The following is a 16,831-nucleotide window of genomic DNA, read 5'->3' as shown; positions in this document are numbered from 1 at the left end:
TTCACCCTCAAGGTGGTTCTGCCGTCAGCTACTTTTGTTCAACGCGTAGCAAAAAAGCCTCACAGAGCGGTAAACGGCGGCCGTGCCGACTGGCCGCTCGTCTTCCTGACCGGCCGCCTGATGCCTACATTGCGGGGACTTGTTACCGGAGAACTTCATGTCATCTCGTTTCCACGGTCTTTTCGGCATCCGTTTGAAGGGCCTCGCTTTATTCCTCCTGGCTCTGACGATTTGGGCGGCGCCCGCCCTTGCTGCCGACGAGCCCGATCTGATCTTCCGCCGCTCGACTGTATTCAAATGGATGAGCCCGAACGACAAGCTCGCGACTTACGGCCTCGACGACCCCGAGGTCGAGGGCGTCGCCTGTCACTTCACGGTGCCGGAGAAGGGCGGCTTCAAGGGCTGGCTCGGCCTTGCCGAGGAGGTCTCGGACATCTCGCTGGCCTGTCGCCAGGTCGGCCCGATCAAGTTCAAGAACAAGATGGAGCAAGGTGACGACATGTTCCGCCAGCGCCGCTCACTGTTCTTCAAGAAGATGCAGATCGTGCGCGGCTGTGACGCCAAGCGCAACGTGCTGGTCTACATGGTCTATTCGGACAAGCTGATCGAGGGCTCACCAAAGAACTCGACGTCGACCGTGCCGATCATGCCGTGGGGACCAGCGGACGCAAGCGTCCAGAAGTGCGGTGAGTTCTTCACTCACTGACGACTGCGAGGTCCTGCAAGATGCGAGCCAGTCAGCGGCGCGAATGTCTGCGGCGCGGCTTCAAGGTCGCGCTTGGCTTGCAGCGCCATTTCGCCAGCTGACGTCGCGCTGTTGCGAACGGGTCGTTGTCTCCGCGGCCCATCCGCTGGTCCGTCTCGCGCGTCGAGCGCGATCTGCCGCCATCATGATGGCCATTGCTCACGTGAACGCGCCCGGTGGTCCCGGCGTCGCGATTTCGATGGCTTAGGTCGTAGCCGAAGCGTCCCCGACCACGTGGAGGCTCGTTCCGAACCGAGCGGGAATTTGTCAGGCTACTTTGGGCCGTGGCGCGCCCCCCTGAAAAGATTGGCATTTTCCGGCGAATGTTTCGTCGTGCCGGACACGACGAAACAATTCTCACGAAAGATGAAACCATTTTCCGCTTTTGGCGCATCACGCACGAAACCACCCATGGTTATCAGCTTCACAACGACGGCACCGCCGGCCACCGATTCGGAGACAAGACCATGCGCGCGCTCAGCTTCATCCTTGCCTTCGGCTTCGTGCTTGCCGGTTCCTCGTTCGCGGGCTCGCCGGATGGCAGTCTTCCCGGTGTCGGCACCTTCCAGTACACCGGTTCGTCGCTGACGATCATTGCACCGCAGCCGATCGTGGTCGCCACGCGCTTCTGATCGCCAACAAGAAAAATTGCCGGCAAAGGCCATCATGATTGCTCGTTTCTGCGCCGCAGCGTTCATGTCCGTTCTGACGCTCAGCGCCGCTGCGGCGCAGGTGCGCGCTCCCTCCAGGCTGCCGGATTCCCGTGCCGAATTCGTGCGTCAGTGTGCGCCGCGCATGCTCGGGCGCTGGGAGCACCCGGAGGAGGTCTGCGGTTGCCTGCACGACCATGCCGCTGCCGTCGTCGAGGACCGCGACTTGCGTGAGGCGCTGCTGCGCGGCATCAGCGAGACCGGCGTGCCGACGATCGAGACCGACTGGGTGCCGACGTCCAAGCAGGGTGAAATCGGCCCGACCTTCACCAAAATCGCCAAGCCGACCTTGCAGTGCATGTTCGATCCGGCGAAGTGACGTTCAGATTATTTGGTTTTCGGACCGTATCGTGGCACGCAGGTGCTCGTCCGTGAAACGCCCTTGTCGGTCATCTTCGCGCCGCGCACTTCCTTGACCTGTCCGGCGGGGCAAGTTCCGTCATCCACTTGTACGCGCTGGCCGAGCTTGAGATCCACGATGTCCTGCTCGCGGCCGACCATTGTTGCGCGCGCCGTGGAGGCGAGCGCGAGGGACATCAGGAGCGAAAGGCAGGTCGCGCGGTGTAGCAGCATGATTTGAAGTCCGGCGTCGATGCCGCAATCTAGGGAGCCGGAGGCGATTCTGATAGGTGAAGCTTCGTTACGCCTGCCGGGCTGAGCTCCTCGCGCACAAGATAGCGCGCGACTCGCGCGCCAGCCGTTCGGCAGAGGCCACCAGTTGCGGAACCGTATGCCCTGAAAATCCAAGCACGAAACCGGGCAGGGGACGCGCGAGTGAATAGGTGTCGGCCAGGAGCCAACCTTCCGCGCCGGCCGCCCGCTTGGCCTCGGCCGCGCGCGACGGATCGACCGGGGGATTGAACCGTGCGACAAGATGCAACCCTTGCGACGGCACCGGCACGGATAGCGCCCCGTCCGATTTCGCTTCCAATGTCTCCGCCAGCGCATCACGCGCCTCGCGATAGAGCTTGCGCACCCGCTTCAGGTTCGCGGCGAAGGCGCCGGAATTGAGCATGTCGGCCACCGCGCCTTCCATCAGCGTGCCGGGAAAGCGGTCGAGCGCAGCCCGTGCAGCCGTCACGTCCGCGATCAGGCGCTCGGGCAGCGCGCAATAGCCGATGCGCAGGCCCGGAAACAAGGTCTTGGCGAAGGTGCCCAGGTAGATCACGCGCTGGAGGTGATCGATGCCGGCGAGCGACATCAGCGGCGCGCCGTCGTAGCGGAACTCGCTGTCGTAATCGTCCTCCAACACGAAGGCACCGGCCTGCTTTGCCCAGTCCAGCAGTTCGAGCCGCCGTGGCATCGACATCTGGACGCCCAGCGGAAACTGGTGCGACGGCGTGACATAGGCCGCGCGCGCAGACGGTGCCGCCGAACGACCTTTGGCCACGTGCAGCCCGTACGCGTCGACCGGAATGGGTACGGTGCGATATCCGCAATGTCCGATCGTCTGGCGCGCGATCGGATAGCCGGGGTCCTCGCACCAGACCTGGTCGCCCGGCTTGAGGATCGCGCTCAGCACGATGCGCAGCGCATGCAGCGTGCCGGACGTGAGCATGATCTGATCGGGGTCGCAGCGCAGCCCTCGCGCCGACAGCAGGTGATCGGCGATTGCCGCACGCAGCTCGCGACTGCCGCGGGGATCGCCATAATGCAGATGCTCGGATCCGAATGCGCGCATGCGACGGCCCACGAAGGCGCGGAAGCGCTGCACGGCGCGCTCGTCGATATGGGTGCAGCCGAGCGCGAACGCGCCATGCTGCGGCGCTTCGACAACCGCCTTGGGTTTGTTCGCCTCGGCTGCTCGTGCAGGGATGCGCGCGGCGACAAAGGTGCCGGAGCCGACGGCTGCCTCGGCAAAACCGTCGGCGATCAGCCGCTCATAGGCAGTGACGACGGCGTTGCGGCGCAAGCCGGTCTGGTGCGCCAGTGTCCGTGAGGGCGGCAATGGCTCGCCGGGCCTGGCGAGACCGGAGACGATCATCTCGCAGAGCGCTTGGTAGAGCCGGTGCGCCGCGGAGGCGCCGGCCGTGACGTGCGGACCGGTGAGGTCGAGCGGCAACTCGGCCTTGGCCGGCGAGGGAGAATTGGTCGGAATTTTTCGCATGGAATTGGCACTATCGCAGACCAAATCCACGGCTACAACTCTTCCGAATTGTTCCAATCTCGGAGGTGCGGCCGTGAGCCAGGTTGAAAACTCAGACTCCTATCCGACGTCAGCGCGCAACCAGGTGAAGCGCCGTCACGACCGCGGCTTCTACGATCACGCGACCGTTCACCGCATCCTGGACTCCTCGATGCTATGCCACGTGTCCTATGTGATCGACGGTCAGCCCTATTGCACGCCGACCTTCTTCTGGCGCGAAGGAACGAAGCTGTACTGGCATGGGAGCAGCGCCAGCCGCATGCTGCGCAACCAGACCAGGGGCGAGCGCGTCTGCCTGACGGTCGCTCATCTCGACAGTCTCGTGCTGGCGCGCTGCGGCTTCAATCACTCCGCCGATTACCGGGCGGTGATGGCGTTCGGCACCGCCTACCTCGTCACCGACCACGAGGAGAAAGAGCGCGCGGTGATCGCGATGGTCGACCGCTTCTTCCCGGGCCGCACCGCGGGCCTGCGTCAGAGCACCGCGCAGGAGACCAAGGCGACCTCCTTCATCGCGATGGAGATCGAGGAGGCCTCGGCCAAGATCCGTGCCAAGGGCGTGGCCGATGACGATGAGGACTACGAACTCCCGATCTATGCCGAGCGCATCCCGGTGCGCACGGTGCTCGGCGCGCCCGAGCCGTGTCCGCGTCTGCTCGACGGCGTCACCCGGCCTGCGACATTGAATGGCTACTTCGAAGGCCGGCTGCTCGAAGATGCATTGCGGGATGCTTATTTTGTAGAGTACCCGAACGGCTGAAATCGGCTAGCTTGCGCTCCATCGATGATCTGAACGCCCGATTGGAGTTGCCTGATGAATGCCGAGACGCAGCAGAGGATTCTTGACGCCGTCGACGCCGGCTTCGAAGCCCAGCTTGCGACCACCCGCGATTTCGTCGCGATCCCCTCGACCCGCGGGGCGGAGGGACCGTGCCAGGACATGATCGGCGACCTCCTGCGCGAACGCAGCTATGAGATCGACGACTGGCACATCAATATCGACGACCTCAAGGATCTGCGCGGTTTTGGCCCGATCGAGCATGATTTTTCGAAAGCGCGTTCGGTGGTGGGCACCTACCGTCCGCAAACGAACGTTGGAAAATCGCTGATCCTCCAGGGGCACTGCGACGTGGTGCCGGCAGGTCCGCTGGAATTGTGGGATACGCCGCCGTTCTCGCCCGTCATCAAGGACGGCAAGATGTTTGGCCGGGGTGCCTGCGACATGAAGTCGGGCACGATCGGTGCGCTCTACGCGCTGGATGCGATCAAAGCCGCGGGCTTGAAGCCTACGGCGCGGATCCACTTCCAGTCCGTGATCGAGGAGGAGAGCACGGGCGTCGGCGCGCTCTCGACGCTTCAGCGCGGCTACCGCGCCGATGCCTGTTTCATTCCGGAGCCGACCGGCGGCAAGATGGTGCGCTCTCAGGTTGGCGTGATCTGGTTTCGCCTGCGCGTGAAGGGCCATCCGACCCACGTTGCCTTCGCCGGTTCCGGCGCGAACGCAATCATGGCGGCCTATCATTTGATCCAGGCCCTGCAAAAACTCGAGATCGAATGGAACGAGCGCGCCAAAGCCGATCGTCACTTCAGGACGCTCAACCATCCCATCAATTTCAATCCCGGCATCATCAAGGGCGGCGATTGGGCCTCCAGCGTGCCGGCCTGGTGCGACGTCGACTGCCGGATTGCCGTGTTGCCGGGCTGGTCGATCGCCGAGCACCAGAAGGAGATTTTGGCATGCGTCGCGGCCGCTGCGCGCAACCACCGCTTCCTCGCCAACAACCCGCCGGAGATCGAATGGTCGGGCTTCCTGTCGGAGGGGTATGAACTGACTGACGCCGCCGCACCCGAGGCCGCGTTCGGCAAGGCCTTCAATAAGGTCTACGGTGGCGCAGTCGAGGACCTCGTCTTCACCGCACTCACCGATACCCGCTTCTACGGCCTCAATCATGGCATCCCGAGCCTGTGCTTCGGCGCGAGCGGCGGCGAAATGCACGGCTTCAACGAGTTTGTCGAGCTGGAGTCGCTGAAGAAGACCACCAAGGCGATGGCGCTGTTCATCGCGGAGTGGTGCGGAGTGGAGAAGGCGTAAGCAACCGCGCTTGCCCTCTCTGCCGTCAGCGAGGAGCGAAGCGACGAAGCAATCCAGACTGCCGCCGCGGAGCGATTCTGGATTCGGTTCACGGCGCTCGCAGTCCTGGAATGTGACGGCGGCTCCTCAGGGCAAAGGACATACCTTGCCGGTGCGATCCGCTGTCCGAGACACAGGCGCGGATCAATCCTTTAAGCTTAAAATAAAGACTAGGATGGCGGCCCTGCCGGTGGCAGACTGGCCTCCGTCGCAGAGGCCTTAAGTCCGCCGAGGAAATCACGATGCGCGATTGGGATGATGCTTATGCCAATTCGACCCATATCCCTGGCTCGGACAAAATGCCGGCGCTGTGGGCGGAGCGGGCGGCGGCTTACCGTACGGGGTTGAGGGATTTTCGTCCCGACGTCGCCTACGGCGCCGGTGAGCGGCAGCGCCTCGACCTGATCCTGCCCGAGGGCGACAGCAAGGGCCTCGTCGTGTTCGTGCATGGCGGCTACTGGATGCGCTTCGACAAGTCAGCCTGGACCGATCTTGCCGAAGGCGCAAGGCATCATGGCTGGGCCGTGGCGCTGCCGAGCTACACGCTGACACCGGCCGCGCGCATCTCCGACATCACTGCCGAGATCACCGCCGCGGTCGCTAAGGCGGCCTCGCTGGTGGCAGGGCCGATCCGGCTCGCCGGCCATTCCGCCGGCGGCCATCTGGTCACGCGCATGCTGTGCGACGACAGCCGGCTCGAGCCCGCCGTCTACGACCGTATTGCCGGCACGCTCTCGATCAGCGGCCTGCACGATCTGCGGCCGCTCTTGAAGACAAGGATGAACGAGACCCTGCGCATGACCATGCAGGAGGCGACGCTCGAGAGCGCGGCGCTGCATCTGCCGCGGGGGCAGTCGCCTGTGACGGCCTGGGTCGGCGGCAACGAGCGCCCTGAATTCATCCGCCAATCCGACCTGATGGCCAACGTCTGGACCGGTTTCGACGTGCCGACGCACCTCGTCATCGATCCCGGGCTCAACCATTTTACCGTGATCGACGGGCTTAAGGATCCGTCGTCGCCGATCACCGCGCGTCTGATCGGCCTCGACTGACGAGGCGAGGGAAGATGGATCGAGAGGACCTATCATGACGTCCAGCGATTACGATCCTGCAAGCGAAGGCGCCGAGACGGATTTCGCCCGGCGCATGTCCTACGGCGACTACCTGGCGCTGGACGCGATTCTCGGCGCGCAGCATCCGCTCTCGGAAGCGCATGACGAGATGCTGTTCATCATCCAGCATCAGACCACGGAGCTGTGGATGCGCCTTGCCATCCACGAGCTCAGCGCCGCCCGCCGCGCCATCGCCAGGGACGAGGTGCAGCCCGCGATGAAGATGCTGGCGCGGGTGTCGCGCATCTTCGAGCAGCTCAATGGCGCCTGGGACGTGTTGCGGACGATGACGCCGAGCGAGTATACGCGCTTCCGCTCGCAGCTCGGGCAGTCCTCGGGCTTCCAGTCGCGACAATACAGGCTGATCGAATTCTTGCTCGGCAACCGCAACCACGCCATGCTCAAGCCGCACGCGCACGATGCGGAGACGACGAAGCTGCTCGAAGCCGAGCTCGCGACCCCAAGCCTATATGACCAGGTGCTGCGGCTTGTTGACCGCAACGGGCTCAAGATGCCTGCGGCCGTGCTGGCCCGCGACGTCCGCGAAACCCACAGTTTCAACGAAGGCGTGCTCCAGGCCTGGCGTATCGTCTACGAAGCGCCGGAGACGCACTGGACGCTCTATGAGCTCGCCGAGAAGCTGGTCGATTTCGAGGACTATTTCCGCCGCTGGCGCTTCAACCACGTGACAACGGTCGAGCGCGTGATCGGCTTCAAGCGCGGCACAGGTGGTACCGGCGGCGTCAGCTATCTCAAACGGATGCTGGAGATCGAGCTATTCCCCGAGCTCTGGCGCGTGCGTACGATTTTGTAGAAATGGCCATGACCAAGCTACGCGTCTACGACGACACCAAGGCTTTGTTCCATCTGCCCGACGGTGTGATCTATCTCGACGGCAATTCGCTCGGCGCGCTGCCGCTCGGCGTTGCCGAGCGCGTCAATCGCGTCATCACGGCCGAATGGGGCAATGAGCTGATCCGTGCCTGGAACACCGCAGGCTGGTATGCCCAACCGCGTCATGTCGGCGATCGCATTGCGCGACTGATCGGCGCCGAAGCCGGCTCCGTGATGGTCGGAGACACGCTCTCGCTCAAGGTCTACCAGGCACTCGCGGCTGCGCTCGATATGAACGCGTCGCGCAAGGTAATCCTGTCGGACACCGGCAATTTCCCGACCGACCTCTACATGGCCGAGGGCCTGATCGAAACGCTTGGGCGCGGCCATCGATTGCGTCTGGTGGCGCCGGAAGAGATCGAGGCCGCGCTGTCCGAGGAGGTCGTGGTCCTCTATGTCACCGAGGTCGACTACCGCACCGGCCGCCGCCATGACATGGCGAAGCTCACCGCGAAAGCGCGTGCGCTCGGCATCGTCACCGTCTGGGATCTCGCCCATTCCGCCGGCGCGCTGCCCGTCGATCTCTCCGGCTGCGGCGCCGATTTTGCTGCGGGCTGCACTTACAAATATCTCAACGCCGGCCCCGGTGCGCCGGCCTTTCTCTACGTTGCGCCGCGCCACGCCGACAATGCCCGCGCCGCTCTGTCGGGATGGATGGGCCATGCCAAACCGTTTGCGTTCGAGCTTGCCTATGCGGCGGCCGGCGGCGTCGAGCGCATGCGTGTCGGAACGCCGCCAGTGCTGGCGATGGCGGCGCTGGAGGCCTCACTCGACATCTGGGATCGGATCGACATCCGTGAGGTCCGTGCGCGTTCGTTGGCGCTCGGTGATCTCCTGATCGCCGAAGTCGAGCGTCGCTGCCCGTCTCTGAAGCTGGTGACCCCGCGCGCGCATGAGCGCCGCGGCTCGCAAGTCTCCTTTGCCTTCGACGGCGGCTACGCCGCCATGCAGGCGCTGATTGCCCGCGGCGTCATCGGTGATTTCCGCGCGCCTGAGATCATGAGGTTCGGGATCACGCCGCTTTATATCGGTGAGGATGAGATCGTCGGAGCCGCCGAGATCATCGAGGAGGTGATCGTAGGCGAGGTGTGGCGCCGGCCGGAGTATCAGGTCGTCAATGCGGTGACGTGAGGAAAGACGCCTCCACAGGCGTCATTGCGAGAAGCCCGTGCGACGAAGCAATCCAGAATCCCTCCACAGAGGCAGCCTGGATTGCTTCGCTTCGCTCGCAATGACGGCGGAGGGATCACGTCCCCCACAATGCCATCACGACCGCATCGAGCCCATCCGTCAGCGCTGCCGGTCCCGGCTGCAAGATGATCGGCGACTTGATTTCCACGATGCGGCTGTTGCGCACCGCCGGAATCTCACCCCAGCCTTCGCGCGTGCGGATACGGGCAGGGACAACCTTCTTGCCGCACCACGACGCGAGGATCACATCGGGCGCTGCCTCGCGCACCATCTCCGCCGACACGATGCGGTCCTTCGCCGCCTGCCGCGATCGCAACTCCGGGAACACATCCCCGCCGCCGGCGATTTCGATCAACTCGGAGACCCAACCGATGCCCGAGATCAGCGGATCGTCCCACTCCTCGAAATAGACTCTTGGCCGGACCGAGGGCCGGGGCGTTGCCGCGATCGCGGCGAGGCGTCGCTCAAAACCTTGCGCGAGGTTCTCCGCGCGCTCGGCCGCACCGACAAGCGCACCAAGCGTGCGGACCATCGCCAAGATTCCGGCGACGTCACGCTGGTTGAAGACGTGGACGTTGACACCGGCCCGGACGAGATCTGCGACGATGCCGGCCTGCAGATCGGAGAAGGCCAGCACCAGCTCTGGCTCCAGCGCCAGGATCTTTGGGATGTCGGCCGAGACGAACGCCGACACCCGTGGCTTCTCCCGTCGCACCTGGGGCGGGCGCACGGCATATCCGGAGACGCCGACGATGCGGTCCTGCTCGCCGAGCAGGTAGAGTGTTTCGACCGTCTCCTCGGTTAGGCAGACGATGCGGTGCGGGGGGAAGTGGCGCATGCGAGCAGCCTATGCACAATGTCGGCGCCGATGTCAGCCCGCCCATTACCTTGGATGTCATTGCTTTGCCGCACGAAGCAATTCACGTTGAGACAACAAGGAATTGGAAGGAGATCCGATGACGCCGCTCGAGAAACTTAAAGTCATGAAGATGCCGTTCGCCGAGCTCAAAGGCGTCGAGTTCGTCGAGGCCGAGAAGGACCGCGTGGTGGCGCGGATGACGGTCAGGCCCGACCTCTGCACGCTTCATCACACCATCCATGGCGGCGCGGTGATGGCGCTGGCGGATTCCGTCGGTGCGGCTGCGACCGTGATCAACCTGCCGGACGACGCCAAAGGCACCACGACGCTGGAAAGCAAGACCAACTTCATCGGTGGGGCCAAGGAGGGAACCACGGTGATCGCGACCGCCACCCCGGTCCACCGAGGCCGGCGGACCCAGGTCTGGACCACCCGGCTGGAAACCGAGGACGGCAAGCTTGTGGCCATTGTGACCCAGACGCAGCTCATCCTCGTATGAATGAGGGTCCTTGATTTTGTTAACGAAATGGTCGCGCCCGGTGCCACTCTTGGGCAGGCTCGCATCTTGAAAAGCTTGTTGCGATGCACAATATAGGCGGCCTAGGGATTCGAACGCCTCCTCGAGGGACACCAAGAGGAGTTTTGACGTGGTACTTGAAGAGACCGTCCGCACCGCTCCGGGCTATGTACGGACCTTGATCCAGCAGGAAGAATTGCCGCTCCTGCGCGACCATCTGCTGAGACTGGATCCCGCAAGCCGGCACGACCGTTTCAACGGTTTTCTCGACGACAGCTTCATCGAGCGTTATGCCGCCCGCTGCGCCGACGACGGCACTGTGATCGTCGCCTACATTGTCGATGGCATGGTCCGCGGTGCGGCCGAGCTGCATCCGCCGGAGGATGATTCGCTGCCTGAGGTCGCCTTCAGCGTGGAGGCTTCCGCTCGCCGCCAGGGCGTCGGCACCGTACTGTTCCGCCGTCTGATCGCGGAAGCGCGCTGGAAGGGCTATAAGCGCCTGCGCATCACCACCGGCGCCGAGAACCACGCCATGCGGGCGCTCGCCAGGAAGTTCGGTGCGCATCTGGCTTTCCGCCACGGCGAATCGACCGGGACGATCGACCTCACCAAGACAACCGAGGCCGAGCTTGCCGATCTGGCGGCTTCGCCCTTCACAGCCGGCCGGGCCTTGCTCAGCTTCAACTCGACCTGCTGGAAGATCATCTCCAGCATGTACGGCAGTCGCGCCGCATAAGACAGAAAGCGGACCGGCAAGGCCGGTCCGCTTTCACAGTCTGGGTAGGAAATGAGCGCTCAGGTGCCGGTGCGCTTGTCGTTGCCGAAACGTCGGACGACGCGGCGCTCGACCACTACGGAGCGTTGCGCGCCCTGTTCGCCGGCGATCACGCGGGTTGCGGTGATGCGGCTGTTGGTGCGGGCCTGCTTCTTGACCTCGGCCTGCACGACATCGAGCGGCATGCCCATCAGCGCTGCTGCGATCTCGGCCTGCTGCTCCTGGTCGTCGGTGATGCCGACGGCGGCGAAGATCGCCTCGTCCAGGGTGGGCGGATCGTGACGCACGCGCCGCGTGCCATATTTGGTATTCCAGTCTGCGCTCATAACGGCCTCGTTTGATGCCGGGATACCTAGTGCCGCTAATGTTGCATTGCAATATGGAATCGGTGTGGCATCTCAGCTATGCACCGGTCGGGTGTCAGGGCGGTGACGCGACACCTGCACCGAGTTCAATCCCTTGCTGTGGCCAGCGTTTCAGTGCCGCGTGCCCCGCTTCGGTGAGCCCGTAGATTCCCCGTTCAGCACGTGCGAACCAGCCATACACATTGTTAAGCAAGATCTTGCCGGCATCGGGACAGCGTTCGCGCAACTCGCTCACTCGCCGGGGGCCTTCGGCGAGGGCGGAGGCGCAGGCCAGCGCCTGCTGCCGATAGGCCGTCATGATCGGGGCACGAGTGCTGCCGCCGAGCACGGGATCGCCCTGCCGGCGCTGATGTTCTGCGACGAGCCGCGAGCGAATCTTTGGCTCGCGGCGCGGCGCCGCCGTCGGCGGCTTCACCAGCACCTCGACCTGGCCGCGATCGGTGACCCCGAGCATGCCGAAGCCGAGCCGGCGGCACAGATTGCGATAGCGCGCATCGCTCTCACGCCCTTTGCCGCGGGCCGACATTCTGGCGGCGATCCAGATCTCGTCGCCGGCCGGCGCGCGGTCGACCGCTTGAAGGATCAGCTCGAGATTGAAGGCGAGCTTGAGCTCGCCGATGACCACGACAGGTGGATCGCCGGCGCTGAGGCCCACGAGATCGCAGCCGCCGATCTCCCCCTTCACGGTGAAGCCGAGCTCTTCGAGGAAGCGTTTGACGGGCAGATAGAGCGCGGTTTCCAAAGACAAGTTCCGTGTGTGACGTCCGATCGGAGAATCAGTGCAGGCAGTTTAGAGCCTTCTCGGCTCCGATTGAATCATTGCCGTCTGGCAGAGACTCGGAACGCGATCCGCCTACACCCGCCCACCCACCGGAATCAGCGCGCCGGTGACGCCGCTCGCGGCATCGCTGGCGAGAAACAGGATAACTTCGGCGAGCTCCTGCGGCGTCACCCATTTGGAGAAGTCGGCTTTCGGCATGTCGGCGCGGTTGGCCTTGGTGTCGATGATCGACGGCAGCACCGCATTCACGGTGACCCTGCCTTTCAACTCATTGGCGAGCGCCTCGGTGAGGCGATGCACGGCTGCTTTCGAGGCCGCATAGGGGCCCATGCCGGGGCCTGCCTGGAGTGCACCCATCGCCCCGATGTTGACGATGCGGCCGGCCTTGGAGGCGGCGAGATGCGGCAGCGCCGCGCGCGAGGTGTTGAGCGCGGTCAGGACATTCAGCGCATTCATGCGTTGCCAGGTCGCAACATCGCCGTCGCCGACGGTCTCGAAGGCGAAGCCGCCGGCGATGTTGATCAGCGCATCGAGCTTGCCGAAGTGCTTTGCCGCCGCCTCGATCGCCGTCTTCGCCTGCGTTGCATCGGACAGGTCGACGCCGCCGATCTCGATGCTTTCAGGCGTTGCGGAGCCTTGTGAAGCCGCGTGATCGATGCGGGCCGTGCGCGCGCCGCGCGACTGCGCAATCTCCGCAACGACCTTGCCGAGCGCGCCGCGCGCGCCGGTCACGATCAGAACCTTGCCTTGCATCATCGATCTCCCGGCACGCCGCCTACGATTGCAGATAACGCGCCTTCAGTGCAGTCCGTTCGGCCGCGCCGAGCTTGAGCCCATCGCGCAAATAGGTTTCGATATCGCCATATTCCTGTCCGACGGCTTCGAACGCCGCAGCAAGGTAAGAGGCTTCGACGCTGCCGATGGCATTGCGTACGTCCTCTGGCAGATCGATCGCAGCTGTCGCATCGCGCTTGTAGTGCTGATTGGTGAGCAGGTAGTCCTCGGCAATGACGTCATCGGGTACGCCGAGGGCATGCAGGATCAGCGCGCTCGCAAAGCCGGTGCGGTCCTTGCCCGCCGTGCAATGGATCACGAGCGGCGCGCAATCTTCCAGGAGATGGCCGAACAGGTTGCGAAAGCTGTGCGTGTTGTGGCGAACGTAGTTGCGATAGGATTGGCGCATGATCTCCAGCGCGACCGGTGCCGTCAGCGTGCCCCGAGCGAGCTCAGCGCGCAGCGCAGCGACGACGGTCGGCTCGATCGGCAGTGAGTGCACGGTGATTTCGTTCACGACGCAGACGCCGCCGGCGCGCTCCTCCAGCCCACGGAAATCGAAGGCGCTTCGCACCCCCAGCGCTCGGACGATCTCGATGTCGGCTGCGGTGAGGTGGCCGAGATGGTTGGAGCGGAAGATCTGCCGCCAGCGCGTGATGCGGCCGTCGGTGGTCGGATAGCCGCCGAGATCGCGAAAATTGCTGGCGCCTTGCAGGGCGAGGTGGCGGGCAGGGGAGTCGGACATGAGATCAGCTTGGGTTATGGTTCCACCGGACGCGCTGCGGCGCCCTTAACGTCCATTACAGAGGGCGATCATGGGTCGGCACAAGGCCATTGTTTTGGCCATCACCATGCTGTCGGCCGGAAGTTTCGACACCCGGCCGGCCGATGCGCAGACCTATCGCTGTACCGATGGTACGCAGTTCATCATCTGACTTTATGACGGTCTCTGGCGCCCGCTATTCGAAGCTGGGATCACGCTGGCGATCGGCAGGACCGGGCCACCACGATCAGACATCTGAAGCGGCCGCTCACGCCTGCGCGGTGATCTGAACGGCATTGTATCTGCAGGAATCAAAAAGGGCCGAAACACCGTGGCTTCGACCCATTTTTGAACTGCCGCCGGCGTTTGCGAGAGCGCGACGGTATCATCAGCGATCCCATTTCGGCTTGGCTTCGTCCACCGCGTCCTGGTGATACCAACTGTCGCTGCAGATCGAGACGTTGGAGGGGGGCGAAGCATGATCGGCGGGAAGACGGGTCTCGCCATAGCGGCGTCCCCCAAGAGCTGCGCGGCCCCCGGCAGGGAATTGGTAGATCTTCGCAGTTCCGTGACTTAGACCACTGTTCATCATTGCGATTTCTCCTTGGTCAAAGCGCCTTGGCCTCCATGGTGCGCCCGACTCGTTCGATTGTGGTTACTGAAATCTCCATATCGGCGGCGCGCTCCGAATTGGAAAGTGCTGAAAAGGAAATCAGTTGCCGCCCAATTTGTAGGCAGATGCTCTGTTGCATCTCCTAAGGCACGAGCTCGCTGACCAACGGCTGGGCTATTCCAAAGGTTGCTAGGCAGTGCTCTAGGACTTTACGAAAGTTGCTGGGCATTGATGCGCGTTTCATCGGCGGCGTTCAGCATTGTCGCGCCTGCTTCAGAATCGGGCGCTTTTGGCGGGATTTTTGCGGTGCAGCTTCACGCTAAGGTGCGCGGCTATGACGCATATTGTTGGGGCTGTCCGGTCAGCTCCGGGCCGATGCCGACCGCGCTGGAAAACCTCCCGCAGTGCAGCCTTTTGGCACGTAAAATGCTTGTAGGGGGCCGGCCGATGGTGGCCGGGTACAAACGTGCGGGGACCCCAGGGCCCCCAACCTTTCGCATCATCTACAGAGAGGCTCAATGACCAAGTACAAGCTCGAGTACATCTGGCTCGACGGATATACGCCGACTCCGAATTTGCGCGGCAAAACTCAGATCAAGGAATTCGCGTCGTTCCCGACGCTCGAGCAGCTTCCGCTCTGGGGCTTCGATGGCTCCTCGACCCAGCAGGCCGAAGGTCATAGCTCCGATTGCGTGCTGAAGCCGGTCGCCGTCTTCCCGGACGCCGCGCGCACCAACGGCGTGCTCGTGATGTGCGAAGTCATGATGCCCGATGGCAAGACCCCCCATCCGTCGAACAAGCGCGCCACCATCCTCGACGATCCCGGCGCCTGGTTCGGCTTCGAGCAGGAGTACTTCTTCTACAAGGACGGTCGTCCGCTCGGCTTCCCGTCGTCGGGCTATCCGGCCCCGCAGGGTCCGTATTACACCGGCGTCGGCTACTCGAACGTTGGCGATGTCGCCCGCAAGATCGTCGAAGAGCATCTCGACCTCTGCCTCGCTGCCGGTATCAACCATGAAGGCATCAACGCGGAAGTCGCCAAGGGCCAGTGGGAATTCCAGATCTTCGGCAAGGGCTCCAAGACCGCTGCCGACCAGATGTGGATGGCCCGCTACCTGATGCTGCGTCTGACCGAGAAGTACGGCATCGACATCGAGTTCCACTGCAAGCCGCTCGGCGACACCGACTGGAATGGCTCGGGCATGCACGCCAACTTCTCGACCGCCTATATGCGCGAAGTCGGCGGCAAGGAGTATTTCGAAGCGCTGATGGCGGCATTCGAGAAGAACCTGATGGACCACATCGCCGTCTACGGCCCGGACAACGACAAGCGTCTGACCGGCAAGCACGAGACCGCGCCCTGGAACAAGTTCAGCTACGGCGTGGCGGACCGCGGCGCCTCGATCCGCGTTCCGCACTCTTTCGTCAACAACGGCTACAAGGGCTATCTGGAAGACCGTCGTCCGAATTCGCAAGGCGACCCCTACCAGATCGCTTCGCAGATCCTGAAGACGATCTCATACGTGCCGACCGGCAAGAAGGCCGCGGCGTAAGATCGTTCCGCCCCAGGGCTGGGGGCTGACCCGGGTTGGTCTCAAATCCGCCGGAGCTGCAGGGCTCCGGCGGATTTCTGCATTCTGATGACAGCTGTTCCTGTGGCCTGTCCGCCGCTTCCTGCGTCAAGCTTGTCGATTGCGTTGGAATGCGGGAGAGTGCGCCCGGATGCGCAGGGCCGGGGACACGGCTGGTGTTTGAAGGCTTCTACAAGGTGAGATTTCAGCTCGGCGACGCGGTCGGCCGGAGCGTGATGCATGCCGGCAATGGCAAGATGCTGGGCGGCAATTCGGCCTTCGCCCATATCGGCACCTACGACAAGACTGATGGCGGCGTCGACGTCATCATCAAGACCGTCCGCCACAACCCCGATCCGAACTATCGCGCCATGGCCGGCACCGACGATGCGACCCTGATCGCGAAGGGCTGGGCCGACGGCAATCTCTATCGCTTCAAGGGCGAGCTGAAAGAGCTCCCAGGCGTACCCTTCCAGTCGGTGATGACGCCGATCACCGCAGACGAGGTGCCGGTCGCTGGCGGCGTCGGCGAAGCCGGCATCACTGATGGTCTCTATTCGATTCATCTGCGTATGCTCGATGGTCTCGATGGCGGCCTCACCGGCGTGATGCTACTCAACCAGGGCCGCATCCTCGGTGGCGATGCGGCGTTCTATTATCTCGGCAGCTACACCGCCGCGAACGGCCGCTGGAAGGGCCAGATCCTCAATCAGGAGCACACGCAGGCCAAGGACGATCCGATCTTCGGCGGCCACGAAGTCGGCATCGGCTTCTCCGGCCGCTACCATGCGGAAGAGGCGGTGCTGGAGGCCACGGCGCTCGCCGGCAAGCGCAGCCTGCGCCTGACCGCCGCGCTCAAGCTGATGCACCGCGCCTGAGCGCCA

General features: G+C 63.7%; 20 protein-coding genes. 12 read left to right on the top strand and 8 right to left on the bottom strand.

The window, feature by feature from the left end; translation table 11 throughout:
• Positions 1 to 157 precede the first annotated feature (157 nt).
• The 3 genes from IVA96_RS25320 (at position 158) to IVA96_RS25310 (ending at position 1,774) form a co-directional block, all read left to right on the top strand.
• On the top strand, positions 158 to 706 hold the full coding sequence (locus IVA96_RS25320; RefSeq protein ID WP_247281563.1) for a CreA family protein: 549 nt from the start codon (positions 158 to 160) through the stop codon (positions 704 to 706).
• A 323-nt stretch (positions 707 to 1,029) separates the two neighbouring features.
• Positions 1,030 to 1,377 (top strand): hypothetical protein, encoded by a 348-nt coding sequence (locus IVA96_RS25315; protein WP_247419923.1) that lies wholly within the window; start codon positions 1,030 to 1,032, stop codon positions 1,375 to 1,377.
• Positions 1,378 to 1,411: 34 nt separating this feature from the next.
• Positions 1,412 to 1,774: a hypothetical protein gene (locus tag IVA96_RS25310; RefSeq protein WP_247281561.1), complete on the top strand. Its 363-nt coding sequence runs from the start codon at positions 1,412 to 1,414 to the stop codon at positions 1,772 to 1,774.
• An 8-nt stretch (positions 1,775 to 1,782) separates the two neighbouring features.
• Here IVA96_RS25310 and IVA96_RS25305 read toward each other — a convergent pair whose 3' ends face one another.
• Positions 1,783 to 2,028 carry a DUF6719 family protein gene (locus tag IVA96_RS25305; protein ID WP_247419922.1) on the bottom strand — a complete coding sequence of 82 codons (246 nt, stop codon included), beginning with the start codon at positions 2,026 to 2,028 and terminating at the stop codon, positions 1,783 to 1,785.
• A gap of 67 nt (positions 2,029 to 2,095) precedes the next feature.
• Positions 2,096 to 3,562 carry a PLP-dependent aminotransferase family protein gene (locus tag IVA96_RS25300; RefSeq protein WP_247420235.1) on the bottom strand — a complete coding sequence of 489 codons (1,467 nt, stop codon included), beginning with the start codon at positions 3,560 to 3,562 and terminating at the stop codon, positions 2,096 to 2,098.
• A gap of 73 nt (positions 3,563 to 3,635) precedes the next feature.
• Between IVA96_RS25300 and IVA96_RS25295 the strand changes: the two genes are divergently transcribed.
• The 5 genes from IVA96_RS25295 to kynU all read left to right on the top strand — a co-directional run bounded on the left by IVA96_RS25295 (position 3,636) and on the right by kynU (position 8,869).
• On the top strand, positions 3,636 to 4,361 hold the full coding sequence (locus tag IVA96_RS25295) for a pyridoxamine 5'-phosphate oxidase family protein (RefSeq protein ID WP_247419921.1): 726 nt from the start codon (positions 3,636 to 3,638) through the stop codon (positions 4,359 to 4,361).
• Positions 4,362 to 4,415: 54 nt separating this feature from the next.
• The gene (locus IVA96_RS25290; RefSeq protein WP_247419920.1) at positions 4,416 to 5,693 is read left to right on the top strand and encodes an ArgE/DapE family deacylase; all 1,278 of its coding nucleotides are present in this window, start codon (positions 4,416 to 4,418) and stop codon (positions 5,691 to 5,693) included.
• 281 nt (positions 5,694 to 5,974) lie between these two features.
• Entirely contained in the window at positions 5,975 to 6,784 is an 810-nt protein-coding gene (locus IVA96_RS25285; RefSeq protein WP_247419919.1) for an alpha/beta hydrolase, read from the top strand.
• A gap of 34 nt (positions 6,785 to 6,818) precedes the next feature.
• Positions 6,819 to 7,658, top strand: coding sequence for a tryptophan 2,3-dioxygenase (gene kynA / locus IVA96_RS25280; protein WP_247281555.1), 840 nt, complete (start codon positions 6,819 to 6,821; stop codon positions 7,656 to 7,658).
• 8 nt (positions 7,659 to 7,666) lie between these two features.
• Positions 7,667 to 8,869: a kynureninase gene (kynU, locus tag IVA96_RS25275; RefSeq protein ID WP_247419917.1), complete on the top strand. Its 1,203-nt coding sequence runs from the start codon at positions 7,667 to 7,669 to the stop codon at positions 8,867 to 8,869.
• Positions 8,870 to 8,984: 115 nt separating this feature from the next.
• Here kynU and IVA96_RS25270 read toward each other — a convergent pair whose 3' ends face one another.
• Positions 8,985 to 9,767, bottom strand: coding sequence for a cobalamin-binding protein (locus IVA96_RS25270; protein ID WP_247419915.1), 783 nt, complete (start codon positions 9,765 to 9,767; stop codon positions 8,985 to 8,987).
• A gap of 118 nt (positions 9,768 to 9,885) precedes the next feature.
• Here IVA96_RS25270 and IVA96_RS25265 point away from each other — a divergent pair, with 118 nt between their 5' ends.
• Both IVA96_RS25265 and IVA96_RS25260 read left to right on the top strand, forming a co-directional pair.
• Complete coding sequence (locus tag IVA96_RS25265; protein WP_247281553.1) at positions 9,886 to 10,287, top strand: PaaI family thioesterase; 402 nt, start codon at positions 9,886 to 9,888, stop codon at positions 10,285 to 10,287.
• 148 nt (positions 10,288 to 10,435) lie between these two features.
• On the top strand, positions 10,436 to 11,041 hold the full coding sequence (locus tag IVA96_RS25260; protein ID WP_247303525.1) for a GNAT family N-acetyltransferase: 606 nt from the start codon (positions 10,436 to 10,438) through the stop codon (positions 11,039 to 11,041).
• A 59-nt stretch (positions 11,042 to 11,100) separates the two neighbouring features.
• Here the strand turns inward: IVA96_RS25260 and IVA96_RS25255 are convergent, their stop codons facing one another.
• The 5 genes from IVA96_RS25255 to IVA96_RS25235 all read right to left on the bottom strand — a co-directional run bounded on the left by IVA96_RS25255 (position 11,101) and on the right by IVA96_RS25235 (position 14,355).
• Positions 11,101 to 11,406: a hypothetical protein gene (locus IVA96_RS25255; RefSeq protein ID WP_015686575.1), complete on the bottom strand. Its 306-nt coding sequence runs from the start codon at positions 11,404 to 11,406 to the stop codon at positions 11,101 to 11,103.
• Positions 11,407 to 11,500: 94 nt separating this feature from the next.
• A complete protein-coding gene (locus tag IVA96_RS25250) occupies positions 11,501 to 12,187 on the bottom strand; it encodes a DUF2161 family putative PD-(D/E)XK-type phosphodiesterase (RefSeq protein WP_247281551.1) in 687 nt (228 codons plus the stop codon).
• Between the two features lie 111 nt (positions 12,188 to 12,298).
• Positions 12,299 to 12,979: an SDR family oxidoreductase gene (locus IVA96_RS25245; RefSeq protein ID WP_247420234.1), complete on the bottom strand. Its 681-nt coding sequence runs from the start codon at positions 12,977 to 12,979 to the stop codon at positions 12,299 to 12,301.
• 22 nt (positions 12,980 to 13,001) lie between these two features.
• Entirely contained in the window at positions 13,002 to 13,745 is a 744-nt protein-coding gene (locus IVA96_RS25240; protein WP_247419913.1) for a tyrosine-protein phosphatase, read from the bottom strand.
• A 406-nt stretch (positions 13,746 to 14,151) separates the two neighbouring features.
• A complete protein-coding gene (locus IVA96_RS25235) occupies positions 14,152 to 14,355 on the bottom strand; it encodes a DUF2735 domain-containing protein (protein ID WP_247419911.1) in 204 nt (67 codons plus the stop codon).
• A 539-nt stretch (positions 14,356 to 14,894) separates the two neighbouring features.
• On the opposite strand from IVA96_RS25235, the gene IVA96_RS25230 reads away from it, so the two are divergent.
• Both IVA96_RS25230 and IVA96_RS25225 read left to right on the top strand, forming a co-directional pair.
• A complete protein-coding gene (locus IVA96_RS25230) occupies positions 14,895 to 15,929 on the top strand; it encodes a glutamine synthetase beta-grasp domain-containing protein (RefSeq protein WP_247419908.1) in 1,035 nt (344 codons plus the stop codon).
• A 194-nt stretch (positions 15,930 to 16,123) separates the two neighbouring features.
• The gene (locus tag IVA96_RS25225) at positions 16,124 to 16,825 is read left to right on the top strand and encodes a GrlR family regulatory protein (RefSeq protein WP_247419906.1); all 702 of its coding nucleotides are present in this window, start codon (positions 16,124 to 16,126) and stop codon (positions 16,823 to 16,825) included.
• Positions 16,826 to 16,831: the final 6 nt, after the last annotated feature.

The organism is Bradyrhizobium sp. 159 (assembly GCF_023073795.1).
In the GTDB taxonomy this organism is placed as follows: domain Bacteria; phylum Pseudomonadota; class Alphaproteobacteria; order Rhizobiales; family Xanthobacteraceae; genus Bradyrhizobium.
Note: the sequence above shows the minus strand (reverse complement) of the source record. Positions and strands in the feature narration are given on the sequence as shown.